This is a genomic window from Mycobacterium sp. IDUB_21 (assembly GCF_055419425.1).
The window spans coordinates 35747-49215 of record NZ_JBVAXQ010000007.1 but is presented as its reverse complement, the minus strand read 5'-3'; the positions used below and the strand labels follow the sequence as shown (position 1 = coordinate 49215).

Genomic DNA, 13469 nt, shown 5'->3' with positions numbered 1-13469 from the left:
CCGCCTCGTATCCTTGAGCCCATGCTGATCATGGGTGTGCTGTGCCTGGTTTTAGCCGTCGTGTCCCTGGTGTTCGGAGTGCGGACCCTGGCGCGGCCGTTCACCGGCGATCCTGAGCAACTGGTGCTGCGCGCCGTCGCACCCGCCCAGGTCGCGGTCGGAGTGATCCTGGCCGTCGGCGGGACACTGGTGCTGGCCGGCCCGCCCGCGCTGGCGCTGCTGGCGCTGATCATCTCGATCACCGGTGCGATGGCCACCCTGGCAGCCGGCGCCTGGCAGGGAGCCCGCTACGCGGCGCGGCAGTCCGCTGGAGGCGGGGCGGCCACCGAATCCGGCTGCGGGTCCGGCTGCGGCTGCGGCGACAGCACTCCCGCAGAGGACCTCGGCTGCGGTCCCGGCTGCGGTTGCGCGGGCAGCGCACCCGCGGAGCCCGCGTCGGGTTGCGGCAGCGGTTGCGGCTGCTCGTAACCGGCTGGGGCTGGGAACCGCCGTTCAGTTGCGGCTGATGTCGATCGGGTGGGTGGCCAGCAGCGCAGTAGGCCAGGGCTGGCGCCGTAGCGCCCTACCCCACAGATCGACCCGAGGCGGCACCATCACGTCAGACGGCAACGCCGACAGCACAATCCAGTCGTCGCGCTCGATCTCTCCCTCGAGTTGGCCGATGGTCCAGCCGGCGTAGCCGGCAAAGATCCGCACCCCCTCCACGTGGGGAGCGATCGTCTCCGGCTCGGCGTCGAGGTCGACCATCACCATCCGGCCGTTGATATGGCGCAGGCCCGGCACGCCGTTGGGTTCCGTGCCGACCCGCAACAGACCGACACACAGTGCAGCGTCACGTTTCACCGGGCCGCCGATGAACATCGTCTTGGGTTTGACGGCCAGGTCGGACCACTGCGGCAGCACGTTGTAGACGGCGGTCTCACTGGGGCGGTTGAGCACCACACCCAGCGTCCCACCGTCGTTGTGCTCGACCACGTAAATCACGCTGCGGCGAAAGGTGGGTTCGAGCAGGTCGGTGTTGGCCAGCAGCAGCGTCCCGGCCCGTACCCGATGCGCGGCGGGCGCGATGTAGTCCTCGGGGTCTTCGGGTTGCGCCACCCTTCCATCATGGCACCCGGACCCGGCGTTCGTCCTGAGCTGTGCCGAACGTCGACCGACCACGAAGATTTGTACTCTGGTCTGGGGCCGGTGCCGCGCCGCCGCCCGCGTCCGGAAGTAGGTCTTGTGGTGGACACCCGCGCACCCGTATCGCTGTGGCGGTCCGCGCGCAGCCTGCCGGAGTTCTGGCGCCTGCTGGAACTGCGCGCCGCAAGCCAGTTCGGCGACGGCCTGTTTCAGGCCGGCTTGGCCGGCGCACTGCTTTTCAACCCGGACCGGGCCGCTTCGCCCTGGGCGATCGCAGGGGCGTTCGCGGTGCTGTTTCTGCCGTATTCCGTCTTGGGACCGTTCGCCGGCGCGCTGCTGGACCGCTGGGACCGACGATTGGTGCTGGTGGTGGCCAACCTCGCCCGCCTGCTGCTGGTGATCGGAGTCGCCGCACTGTTGGCGACCGGTGCCGGTGACCTGCCGGTGCTGTGCGCCGCCCTGATCGCCAACGGGTTCACCCGGTTCATCGCCTCCGGACTGTCGGCGGCACTGCCACACGTGGTGCCACGCGACCAAGTCGTCACGATGAACGCGCTCGCGATCGCGACCGGCGCGGTGGCGGCCTTCCTGGGCGCCAACTTCATGCTGGTGCCGCGCTGGCTGGTGGGCGCCGACGATCGCGGCGCGGCATCGATCATCGCCGCGGTGGCGCTCCCGGTCACGATCGCCCTGGTGCTCTCGCTGCGCTTCCCCGCCCGCGCGCTCGGCCCAGACGACACCAAACGCGCCATCCACGGATCGGTGCTCTACGCGGTGACGACGGGCTGGCTGCACGGCATCCGCACGGTGCGGGCCCGGCCCACCGTCGCGGCGACGCTATCCGGGCTGGCCGCGCACCGGATGGCGTTCGGCATCAACACCCTGCTGGTGCTGGTGATGGTGCGCCACGTCGGTGAGCACGCGGTGGCCGGCCTGGGAACCACGGCGTTGTTCGTCGCCTCGGCCGGCGCCGGATCGTTTCTGGCCACCGTGCTCACCCCGCCTGCGGTGCGACGCTGGGGCCGCTACGCCACCGCCAACGGGGCACTGGCGGCCGCGGCGGTGATACAACTGGCCGGGATCGGCCTGTACCTGCCGGTGCTGGTGCTATGCGGATTCCTGCTCGGGGTGGCCGGACAGGTGGTCAAACTGTGCGCCGACACCGCAATGCAGATAGACGTCGACGACGCCCTGCGCGGACATGTTTTCGCGGTGCAGGATTCGCTGTTCTGGGCGACCTTCATTATTGCCGTGGCCGCCACCGCGGCGGTGGTCCCCCCCGATGGGCAGGCACCGGCGCTGATCGCCGCCGGGACGCTGCTGTACCTGGCCGGCCTGGCCGGGCACAGCCTGATCGGACGGCAGCGCGATCCGGTGGGCGGCATACAGTACGAACATGGCAGAAACTGAACCGATCGTCGCCGATCTGAGTGCCGAAAGCGACGACCTCGACACTCTGGTGGCACCCCTCACCGACGGCCAGTGGGGTGCGCCCACGCCGGCCGCAGGTTGGTCCATCGCCCATCAGATCGCTCATCTGCTGTGGACCGACCGGCTCTCGTTGACCGCCATCACCGACGAGGCCCGCTTCGCCGACGAACTCGCGGCAGCGATGGGCGATCCGACCGGCTTCGTCGACGCTGGTGCGGCCGGTTTGGCGAAGCTCCCGCCGGCTGATCTACTGGCGGACTGGCGGTCAACACGAGCGCAGCTGCACGAGGCCCTGCTGGGTGTCGCCGACGGGCGCAAGCTGCCGTGGTTCGGCCCGCCGATGAGCGCGGCGTCGATGGCCACCGCACGGCTGATGGAGACCTGGGCGCACGGCCTGGACGTCGCCGACGCACTCGGGAGGCGACGGACCGCCACCGCGCGGTTGCGCTCGATCGCGCACCTGGGGGTGCGGACCCGCGACTATGCGTTCGCCGTCAACAACCTGACGCCGCCGGCCGAACCGTTTCACGTGGAACTACACGCACCCGGAGGCGGTGTCTGGGCGTGGGGTCCGGTGAACGCCGAGCAGCGGGTGACCGGGCCGGCCGAGCATTTCTGCTTCCTGGTCACGCAGCGTCGGGCGCTGGCTGATCTGGACATCGCGGCGCACGGGGCCGACGCCCAGCGCTGGCTGGAGATCGCTCAAGCCTTCGCCGGGCCTCCCGGCTCCGGGCGCTGAGCGCGCCAGCGCGAAGAGAGCCGGAGCCAAATCAGCACGGCTCCGGGCGCTGAGCGCGCCAGCGCGGCCCCTCACAGCACGGTGGCCCCGTCAGCGGCGCCGTCGCCGTCGGTGTCGGTTAGCTTGATGTCCCACCGGCCGTCGCCATCGGTGTCGACGTAGGCCGCGCTGTAGCCGCCAGTGCCTTCCAAGTCAGTGCCGATCAAGACCCGGTCGGCGTGCCCGTCGCCGTCGGCATCGAGTAGTCGGTCGTTGAGGCGTCCATCGCCGTCGAAATCCACCAGAGGCCCGCCGGTGTGCTCGACACCGTCGAGCCCCAGCCAACGCAGGCCACCCGACCGCCCCGCTGAGCTCGCCGCGCCACCGTGCCCCCAGGTACCCGAGCCATCGTCGGTGAAGTAGGCCTCCGGGGTGCCGTCGTCGTCGAGGTCCAGCATCAAGTGGTCGGCCACCCCGTCACCGTCGAGGTCGACCAACGCGTCGTCACGCAATCCATCCCCGTCGAAATCGAGGCTGATCGCATCGGCGAACCCGTCTCCATCCAGATCGAGATCGGGAGGACCGGTCCACATCGTCGCCGCGCCGTCACCGTCACCCAGGCAGTAGTCCATACCCGGGTCAGACGTGATGGTCCGGCTATCGGTTCCCCTGGGTCTGCCACCACGCCAGCAGTTCGGCCGTCGCCTCCTCGCGCGTCAGCGGTCCGCGATCCAGGCGCAGCTCCTTGAGATAGCCCCAGGCTCGCCCCACCTGCGGGCCGGCCGGGATACCGAGCAGCGTCATGATCTCGTTGCCGTCCAGGTCGGGCCGCACCCGCTGCAGGTCCTCCTGCTCGGCCAGCACCGCGATCCGCTCTTCGAGCTGGTCGTAGCTGGCCTGTAGCCGCGCCGCGCGCCGCTTGTTGCGGGTGGTGCAGTCGGCGCGGACCAGCTTGTGCAGCCGGCCCAGCAGTGGTCCCGCGTCGGTGACGTAGCGCCGCACCGCCGAATCGGTCCACTTGCCGTCGCCGTACCCGTGGAAGCGCAGATGCAGATACACCAGCTGCGAGACGTCGTCGACCATCTGCTTGGAGTAGCGCAGCGCGCGCATCCGCTTGCGGACCATTTTCGCCCCCACCACCTCGTGGTGGTGAAAGCTCACGCCGCCGTCGGCCTGATGGCGCCGGGTGTCCGGTTTGCCGATGTCGTGCAGCAACGCCGCCCAGCGCAGCACCAGATCGGGGCCGCCGTCCGGTGGATCTCCGGTGCTCTCCAGTTCTATGGCCTGACGCAGCACGGTCAGCGAATGCTGATAGACGTCCTTGTGCTGGTGGTGCTCGTCGATCGCCATCCGCATGGCACCGATCTCGGGCAACACCACATCGCCCATCCCGCTGGCCACCATCAGGTCGATGCCGGCGGCCGGGTCGGCGCCCAACAGCATCTTGTCCAGTTCGCCGGCCACCCGCTCAGGGGTGATGCGGGACAGCTGCCCAGCCATCTCCTCGATCGCCGCGCGCACCCGCGGCGCCACGCTGAACCCGAGTTGAGCAACGAACCGGGCGGCGCGCAGCATCCGCAACGGGTCGTCGCCGAAAGAGTCCTGTGGGGCCGTCGGCGTGTCCAGCACCCCGGCTTGCAACGCCGCCAGACCGCCGAGCGGGTCGAGGAACTCCCCCGGGCCGGCCGGGGTGATGCGGACCGCCATCGCGTTGGCGGTGAAGTCGCGGCGTACCAGGTCCGCCTCCAGCGAATCACCAAAGCGCACTTCGGGATTGCGCGACACCCGGTCATACTGGTCGGCTCGGAAAGTGGTGATCTCCACCCGCTGCCCGCCCAAGGCGGCGCCGATGGTGCCGAACTCGATCCCGGTGTCCCACATCGCCTCGGCGCGGCCCCGCACGATGCGCTGCACCTGCTCGGGCCGGGCGTCAGTGGCGAAGTCCAGATCGGGGCTCGGCCGGCCCAGCAGGGCGTCGCGGACCGATCCGCCGACCAGGTACAACTGGTGGCCGGCCGCATCGAACGTCGCGCCGAGATCGCGCAGCAGCTCGGCGTGCTGGTTCAGCACGACCGCGGCCGCTGTCAGCAGATTGACGTCCTGGTGGGCTTCGGGCACGTTCGATGAGCTTAGCGGCGATCGCGAGGACGGCGAAGCGGGTCACCGCCATCCGGCCCCGCGGCGATCGCGAGGACGGCGAAGCCGGGCGAAGCGGGTCACCGCCATCCGGCCCCGCGGCGATCGCGAGGACGGCGAAGCCGGGCGAAGCGGGTCACCGCAGCCGAGCCCGACCCGGCGAGGGAGGCGAATAGGCCCGCTGGTGCCAGCTACTATCGCATGGGTGTCGGCCGACGGCGGAGAAGCCAATTCCGGACGGCGCCGGAGGCGGCGCCGCGGTCGACGCGCTCCAGGTCCGAAAACCAACCACACCGAAGCCGCAGACACCGACAGCGGCACCGGCGCGGCCGCGCCAACCGCCCGCTCGGCGCAGCGCCGCCCCCGCAGCGCACGACACGGACCGGAGCGCCTGCGCACCGTGCACGAGACGTCCGCCGGAGGCCTGGTCATCGACGGCATCGACGGGCCGCGGGAAGACCAGGTCGCCGCGCTGATCGGGCGCATAGACCGCCGGGGCAGGATGTTGTGGTCACTGCCCAAGGGCCACATCGAAGTCGGTGAGACCGCCGAGCAGACCGCGATCCGCGAGGTCGCCGAGGAAACCGGCGTTCAGGGCGACGTTCTGGCCGCCCTGGGCAGCATCGACTACTGGTTCGTCACCGACGGCCGCCGGGTGCACAAGACTGTGCACCACTACCTGATGCGGTTCTCCAGCGGAGAACTGTGCGACGACGACGTGGAGGTCACCGAGGTGGCTTGGGTGCCGATCCGGGAACTGCCGTCCCGGTTGGCCTACGCCGACGAACGCCGGCTGGCCCTGGTCGCCGACGACTTGATCGACCGGCTGCAGGCCGACGGCCCCGCAGCGCTGCCGCCACTGCCGGTGTCAGCGCCCTGGCGGCGGCCGCAGACACATTCCCGCACCCGCCACTCTCGCCCCGACGAGCCCGCACCGGACCGGAAGAACGGTCGCGGGCTGGACCCGTGACCCGCAACCGTCGACGCGGTGGGGATAGCTCGCCCCCCCTGTCAGGGCCCCGCTCGGCCCCGCTGGCGGTCGTGGCCGCCTTCCTGACGATCCTGGGCCTGGCGCTCGGCTCCGCCGCCGCTCCGCACGCCACGGCAGGCGAGCCCGGCGGAGCATCTTTCGTCCAGATCCGCGTCGACCAGGTCACTCCGGAAGTCGTGACCACCTCCAGCGTCCCGGTCGTCACCGTCGCCGGAACGGTGAGCAACGTCGGCGACCGGCCGGTGCGCGACGTCATGGTGCGCCTCGAGCAGGCCGGCCCCGTCGCATCATCGGCCGGCTTGCGCACCAACCTGAGCGGCACCAACGACCAGTACCGGCCGGTCGGCACGTTCAGCACCGTCGCGACCGAACTGCAACGCGGCCAGGAAGCCCGCTTCACGCTGTCGGCCCCGCTGCGCTCGTCGAGCCAACCGGCGTTGAACGCCGACCGCCCCGGTATCTACCCGTTGCTGGTCAACGTCAATGGCACGCCCGACTACGGCGAGCCGGCCCGCCTCGACGACGCCCGCTTTCTGCTCCCGGTGACCGGCCTGCCGAAATCCGACGCCGACGCCGATCCGCTGTCCGGCGCGGTCGCACCCGACACCTCCCATCCGGTGCGGCTGACCATGCTGTGGCCCCTGGCCGACCGGCCCCGGCTGACACCTGGGGCGCCCGGCGGCACTTTGCCGGTTCGGCTCACCGACGACGAGCTGGCGAGTTCGCTGGCCCCCGGCGGCCGCCTGGACGCCCTGCTGTCGGCCGCCGAGTTCGCCACCAGCCCGGCCGTCGACGGCGGCGGGGTGGTCAACCAGTCACTGTGCCTGGCGATCGACCCCGACCTGCTGGTCACGGTCAATGCGATGACCGGGGGCTACGTCGTGGCGGACTCCCCGGAGGGCGCCACCTCCCATCCGGGCACCGGCCGGGCAGCGGCCACCACCTGGCTGGAGCGGCTGCGCCAGCTCGCGCGCCGCACCTGTGTCACCGCGATCCCGTACGCGCAGGCCGACCTCGACACGCTGGCCCGGGTCGGCGACCCGGGGCTCGATGCGATCGCGGTGAGCCGGCCCGCCGATATCGTCGACCGGATCCTTCAGGTCGCATCGACCCGCGGGGCTGTCGTGCTCGGCGACGGGAAACTCACGACCGGCGCCGCGAACCTGATCGGCGCACAGGGCGACGCGGTGGTGATCGCAGCCGGTGACTGCTCGGCCCAGGATTCCGTAGCCGGCGCGTCGGCCACCGCCGACGTCACCGCGCGGCGGCTGTCCCCACAACTGGTGGCCGCGCCATACGACCCCGCCGTCGGCGCGGCGCTGGCGGCGATGGGCACCGATCCGGCGGCCCCGACCTACCTCGACGGCTCCCTGGCAGTCCGGTTGCACCACGACTCCGCCCTGGCCCGTCGCCAAAATGCCCTCGGATCGATGCTGTGGCGGGGGCTGGAATCCCCGGAAAGTCCCGGTGACCCGCGCAACGAGATTCTGGTGCCGCCGGCGTACTGGAAGCCGCGTGCCGACGACGCCCAGGCCGTGCTGACCACATTGGGCACCGCACTGCGGTCCGGTCTGGCGGTCCCCCGACCGCTGACCGCGGTGATCGCCGAGTCGCGGGGGGTCAGCGCCGCTCCGGCGCATCCGCTGCCGGTCGAGGAGGCGGTAGGCGGTTTCGGCCCGGAGATCGTCGCTGCCGTCGGAGGCGACATCGGCCGGCTGTGGGGGTTGACGTCCGCGCTGACCACCGACATCCGCACCGGCCTGACCGGCGAGGCGTACACCGCACCGCTCGCCGAGGACATGCTGCGCGCGCTGAGCCAGTCCCAGCCGCTCGAGGTGCGCGGCGGCGTGGCGGCGCAGCGATTGGCAATCGTCGGCGCAACCGTCGCGGATCTGATCGGCGCGGTCACCATCGTCAACCCGGCCGGCTCCTACACCCTGGCCACCGAGCACAGCCCGCTGCCGCTGGCACTGCGCAACGACTTGGCGGTGCCCATCCGGGTACGCCTGCACGTCGACGCCCCGCCGGGGATGACGGTGGCCGACATGGGCGATCTGGAGTTGCCGCCGGGTTACCTGCCACTGCGGGTTCCGGTGGAGGTGCGGGTCAACCAGCACTTCGTCGTCGACGTGGCCCTGCAAACCCCCGCCGGGCTGCCGCTGGGCGAGTCGGCGCGGTTGTCGGTGCATTCGAACGCCTACGGCATGGTGCTGTTCCTGATCACCATGACCGCGGCTGCGGCGCTCATAGCGCTGACGGGGCGGCGGCTGTGGCACCGCTTCCGCGGCCAGCCCGACCGCGCCGACTTGGACCGCCCCCGCCCGCCCATGGCCGCCGCGGGCCTGGCCGACCGGGATGCGAAGCGGTGAACGCACCGGCGCCGCAGCCCGCCCGCCCGGAGCTGACCGACGCCGCGGTGGTGTCGCGGTCGTGGGGGATGGCGCTGGCCACCTTGGTCAGCCGGATGACCGGCTTCGTCCGCATCGTGCTGTTGGCCGCGATCCTGGGCGCGGCGCTCTCCAGCGCCTTCTCGGTGGCCAACCAGCTGCCGAACCAGATCGCTGCACTGGTGCTGGAGGCGACATTCACCGCGATCTTCGTGCCGGTACTGGCCCGCGCTGAACGCGACGACCCCGATGGCGGCACCGCGTTCGTGCGGCGCCTGGTCACGTTGGCCACCGCGCTGCTGCTGGCCACCACCGTGGTCTCGGTGGCAGCGGCACCGCTGCTCGTCAAGTTGATGCTCGGCGGTGACCCGCAGGTCAACGAGCCGCTCACCACGGCGTTCGCCTACCTGCTGCTGCCGCAGGTGATCTGCTATGGGCTGTCATCGGTGTTCATGGCAATCCTGAACAACCGCAACATCTTCGGGGCGCCGGCCTGGGCGCCGGTGGTCAACAACGTCGTCGCGATCGCCACGCTGGTGCTCTACCTGCTGATGCCGGGTGAGCTGTCGGTCGACCCGGTGCGGATGGGCAACGCCAAGCTGCTGGTGCTGGGCCTGGGCACCACGGCGGGCGTCGTGGCCCAGACCGCGGTCCTGCTGGTGGCGATCCGGCGGGAGCGGATCAGCCTGCGGCCGCTGTGGGGTATCGACGACCGGCTCAAGCGCTTCGGCGCGATGGCCGCCGCGATGGTGCTCTACGTGTTGATCAGCCAGATCGGCCTGGTGGTGACCAACCAGATCGCGGCCGGCTCCGCCGCTTCCGGCCCGGCGATCTACTACTACGCCTGGCTGCTGCTGCAGCTTCCGTTCGGCATGATCGGGGTGACGGTGCTGACGGTGGTGATGCCGCGGCTGAGCCGTAACGCGGCTGCCGGCGACGACCCCGCGGTGCTCGCCGATCTGTCGCTGGCCACCCGGCTGATGATGATCACGCTGATCCCGATCGTGGCGCTGATGACCGTCGGCGGCCCCGCGATCGGCAGCGCGCTGTTCGCCTACGGCAATTTCGGCGACGTGGACGCCGGGTACCTCGGTGTCGCGGTCGCCATGTCGGCGTTCACGTTGATCCCTTACGCCATGGTGCTGCTGCAGCTGCGGGTGTTCTACGCCCGGGAGCAGCCGTGGATTCCCATCGCGATGATCGTGGTGATCACCGCGGTGAAGATCGTCGCGTCGGTGCTGGCACCGCACCTGACCGACAACCCCGATCTGGTGGCCGCCTACCTCGGTCTGGCCAACGGGCTGGGGTTCCTTGCCGGCGCAGCTGTCGGCCACGTTCTGTTGCGGCGCGCGCTACGCCCGGTGACTGGGCATCTGCTGGGCCCGAGAGTGCTCCGCACGATTCTGGTGACGGTGACGGCGTCGCTGCTGGCCGGCCTGGTCGCCGAGGTGCTCGACCGGGCGATCGGTCTGCGCGGCCTGACCGATCGCGGCGCGGCCGGATCGATGCTGCGCCTGCTGGTGCTGGCCCTGGTGATGCTGCCGATCATCGGGGCGGTCCTGGTGCGCGCCCGGGTGCCCGAGGCTGAGGCCGCTCTGGCTGCGGTACGCCGCAGGTTCGGGGCGCACCGCCCGCGAATCGTCATGTCCAACCCGCCTTCCCGCGATCGCCTCGTCCCGTACGCTGAGCACAATCGTTTGCCCACGCCGGGAGGGAACGTCACAGACGATTCCGCCCGGAACACGCCTCCGGAGCACATCGCCGGTGGCCGGACACCGAAAGGCACCGAGGTGGCCGACAAACCTGCGGAGGGTCCCGGTGCTCACGCAGCGTCGCAATCGGTTGCTCCGCCGAAACCCCAGCGGCCCGTCGCCGGCTCCGCCGACAGCTCCGAGCCGTCTGACGACGGTCCGTTGACGCCCGGCCTGAGCATCGCCGGCGGTCGCTACCGGCTACTGGTGCGCCACGGCGGCACCTCGTTGCTGCAGTTCTGGCAGGCTCTGGACACCGCACTGGACCGGCAGGTGGCGCTGACGTTCGTCGACCCCGACCAGAGGATGCCCGAAGATCAGCTCACCGGCATCCTGTCGCGCACCCAGCGGCTCAGTCAGATCGATCTGCCGGGAATCGCCCGCGTGCTCGATGTGGTGCGCATCGGCGCAGGCGGGCTGGTCGTGTCCGAATGGGTCCGCGGCGCCTCACTGCAGGAGGTGGCCGGCACAGCACCGTCGCCGATCGGCGCGGCGCGCGCGATGCGGGCGCTGGCCATCGCAGCCGAGGCGGCCCACCACACCGGCGTCGCCCTGTCGATCGACCACCCGGCTCGGATCCGGGTCAGCATCGACGGCGACGTCACGCTGGCCTTCCTCGCGACGCTGCCGGACACCAAGCCCGAGGACGACATCCGCGGCATCGGCGCCACCTTGTATGCGCTGCTGGTCAACCGGTGGCCGCTGGATGCCGGGGCCGACTGCGGGCTCGCCCCGGCCGACCGGGACGACGCCGGCAACCCGGTGAAACCCGACTCGGTCAACCCGGACATCCCGTTCCAGATCTCCGCCGCCGCCAGCCACGCGGTCCAGTCGGACGGCGGCATCCGCGGTGCCTCGACGTTGTCGAACCTGCTGCAGCAGGCCACCGCGTTGCATGAGCAGACGGAACTGCTGGGTCCCGTCAGCGATGAGCGCCCCCCGCCGCGCCCGGCGCCGCTGCCGGATGCCGAGATGCGTGCCGAGCGGCGCCGCCGCGTGCTGATCGGTGCCGGTATCGGCGGCGCCGTCATCCTGGTCGCGCTGCTGGTGCTGGCCTCGGTGCTCAACCGGATGTTCGGCGACGTCAACGGGCTGGACAAAACGGAGCTGGGCCTGAGCAGTCCCTCGGCGGCGTCCTCGCAGCCGGGTTCGACCGCACCCGGCAATACCGTGAAACCGGTGCGGGCTACGGTCTTTTCGCCGGGCGGCGAGGCCGACCGGCCCCAGGATGCCGGGCTGGCGATCGACGGAAACCCGGCCACCTTCTGGTCGACGGACACCTACTCCGATCCGGTGCCCTTCCCGAATTTCAAGAGCGGCGTCGGGTTGATCCTGCAACTGCCCAAGCCCACGGTGATCGGCAGCGTCGGAATCAACGTCTCCAGCACCGGGACCCGGGTGGAGTTGCGCTCTTCACCGACCCCGAGGCCGACGCGGCTCGAAGACACCACGGTGCTCGCACCCGCCAAGGCGCTGCAGCCAGGTGCCAATAAGATCTCGGCCGACTCGTCCACGCCGACGTCCAACCTGCTGGTGTGGATATCCACCATGGGGAACACCGGAGGCGAGAGTCGCAGCCAGATCTCCGAGATCACCGTGCAGGCGGCGTCGTAAGCAACCTTGGCGGTCCGGGCGGTGCGCCGGCCCGTCGGCCTGTGCACAACTGAAGTGCCGTCGGGCCGCAGGCTGGTTACTGTCCGCCCATGGGGCACCCGGACCGCAGCGACGCCGAACTACTGGCTGCGCACGTCGCCGGCGACCGCTACGCATTCCAGGAGCTGTACGGCCGCCATCAGCGCCGGCTACACCGGCTCGCCCGGCTCACCACCGGTTGCCCCCAAGACGCCGAAGACGCCCTGCAGGATGCGATGCTCTCGGCACACCGCGGCGCCGGATCGTTTCGCCACAACGCCGCCGTCGGCAGCTGGCTGCACCGCATCGTGGTCAATGCCTGTTTGGATCGGTTGCGCCGCAAAAGACTTCATGCCGCCGAACCACTCGGTGAGTGTCCGGGCGTCAGCGATCGCACCGACCAGGTCGAGACCGCGCTGGAGGTGCACGCCGCGCTACGCCGGCTGCCGGCCGAACAGCGTGCCGCGGTGGTGACCGTCGACATGCACGGCTACTCAGTCGCCGATGCCGCCCGCACGCTCGGCGTGGCACAGGGCACGGTCAAGAGCCGCTGCGCCCGCGGTCGGGCCCGCCTCGCAGTCCTGCTGGGCCGGGACCACATCGGCGCCGCCGCCACGGTCCGGCCGGCCGGCGAGCAGATACCCTTGGCATCTGACGGTGCCATGCCCGGTCGTATCGATGACTGCGCATAGCCACGAAGCGAGCGAAAGCAGCGGCACTCTGCATGGATGCGGGTGATCGAGAAGGCCGGGAACACGCCGGCCGTCCGGCGCATTCGAGCCGGCCGCTGCCCCGGCTCAACCGGATCGCCGCCATTGCCGGGGGCGCGGCCGCACTGCTCGCGATCGGGCTGGGCACCGCGGCCTTGATCGGCGCCCCCGGTGATACCCGCAGCGGCCCGCGCTCCTTCGACGCCATCACGGTGCCATCCGAGCCGTCCCCGGTATTGCCGCTCTCCGAACCGGAGATCCTCGAGTTGCTGGACCGCAGCCCCGAGTACGGGCCGCTGGCCGACCCTGCGCGCCGGACCGGCTGCCTGGCCGCCCTCGGCTATCCGGCCGCGACCCGCGTCCTGGGCGCACGTGAGATCACGATCAACGGTCATCCGGGGGTCGTGCTGCTGCTGCCCGGCACTTCAACCGACACGATCGTTGCGCTGGCGGTGGCCCCCAAGTGCAGTTCCGCCGACACCGGACTGCTGGCCGACACGACCGTCCGCCGTCGGTAGCAGCTCTCCGGGAACCGTCCGTATCGGTTCGGGGAACACCGCCGCCTACGCTGACGTTGGTAGCCCCTGT

11 protein-coding genes are annotated in these 13469 nt (G+C 70.9%); 8 read left to right on the top strand and 3 right to left on the bottom strand.

The features are described 5' to 3' along the window. The first annotated feature begins 21 nt into the window (after positions 1-21). Positions 22-468: a hypothetical protein gene (locus ACZYY4_RS12290; protein ID WP_463810263.1), complete on the top strand. Its 447-nt coding sequence runs from the start codon at positions 22-24 to the stop codon at positions 466-468. 24 nt (positions 469-492) lie between these two features. Here ACZYY4_RS12290 and ACZYY4_RS12285 read toward each other — a convergent pair whose 3' ends face one another. Beyond that, positions 493-1098 (bottom strand): YqgE/AlgH family protein, encoded by a 606-nt coding sequence (locus ACZYY4_RS12285; protein WP_463810262.1) that lies wholly within the window; start codon positions 1096-1098, stop codon positions 493-495. Between the two features lie 126 nt (positions 1099-1224). On the opposite strand from ACZYY4_RS12285, the gene ACZYY4_RS12280 reads away from it, so the two are divergent. After that, the gene (locus ACZYY4_RS12280) at positions 1225-2535 is read left to right on the top strand and encodes an MFS transporter (protein WP_463810434.1); all 1311 of its coding nucleotides are present in this window, start codon (positions 1225-1227) and stop codon (positions 2533-2535) included. Next, complete coding sequence (locus ACZYY4_RS12275; protein ID WP_463810261.1) at positions 2522-3295, top strand: TIGR03084 family metal-binding protein; 774 nt, start codon at positions 2522-2524, stop codon at positions 3293-3295. The genes ACZYY4_RS12280 and ACZYY4_RS12275 overlap by 14 nt, the downstream gene beginning before the upstream one ends. A 71-nt stretch (positions 3296-3366) precedes the next feature. On the opposite strand, the gene ACZYY4_RS12270 is transcribed toward ACZYY4_RS12275, so the two are convergent. Together ACZYY4_RS12270 and ACZYY4_RS12265 are read right to left on the bottom strand one after the other, a co-directional pair. Then, on the bottom strand, positions 3367-3906 hold the full coding sequence (locus ACZYY4_RS12270; RefSeq protein WP_463810260.1) for a pullulanase: 540 nt from the start codon (positions 3904-3906) through the stop codon (positions 3367-3369). A 25-nt stretch (positions 3907-3931) separates the two neighbouring features. Continuing rightward, positions 3932-5392 (bottom strand): CCA tRNA nucleotidyltransferase, encoded by a 1461-nt coding sequence (locus ACZYY4_RS12265; RefSeq protein WP_463810259.1) that lies wholly within the window; start codon positions 5390-5392, stop codon positions 3932-3934. A 223-nt stretch (positions 5393-5615) separates the two neighbouring features. On the opposite strand from ACZYY4_RS12265, the gene ACZYY4_RS12260 reads away from it, so the two are divergent. The 5 genes from ACZYY4_RS12260 (at position 5616) to ACZYY4_RS12240 (ending at position 13399) form a co-directional block, all read left to right on the top strand. Next, entirely contained in the window at positions 5616-6380 is a 765-nt protein-coding gene (locus ACZYY4_RS12260; RefSeq protein ID WP_463810258.1) for an NUDIX hydrolase, read from the top strand. Between the two features lie 38 nt (positions 6381-6418). Continuing rightward, entirely contained in the window at positions 6419-8770 is a 2352-nt protein-coding gene (locus tag ACZYY4_RS12255; RefSeq protein WP_463810433.1) for a hypothetical protein, read from the top strand. Continuing rightward, entirely contained in the window at positions 8767-12153 is a 3387-nt protein-coding gene (murJ, locus tag ACZYY4_RS12250) for a murein biosynthesis integral membrane protein MurJ (RefSeq protein WP_463810257.1), read from the top strand. Before ACZYY4_RS12255 ends, murJ begins: the two co-directional genes overlap by 4 nt. 89 nt (positions 12154-12242) lie before the next feature. After that, positions 12243-12863: an RNA polymerase sigma factor SigM gene (sigM, locus tag ACZYY4_RS12245; RefSeq protein ID WP_463810256.1), complete on the top strand. Its 621-nt coding sequence runs from the start codon at positions 12243-12245 to the stop codon at positions 12861-12863. Between the two features lie 32 nt (positions 12864-12895). Further along, complete coding sequence (locus tag ACZYY4_RS12240; RefSeq protein ID WP_463810255.1) at positions 12896-13399, top strand: hypothetical protein; 504 nt, start codon at positions 12896-12898, stop codon at positions 13397-13399. Positions 13400-13469: the final 70 nt, after the last annotated feature.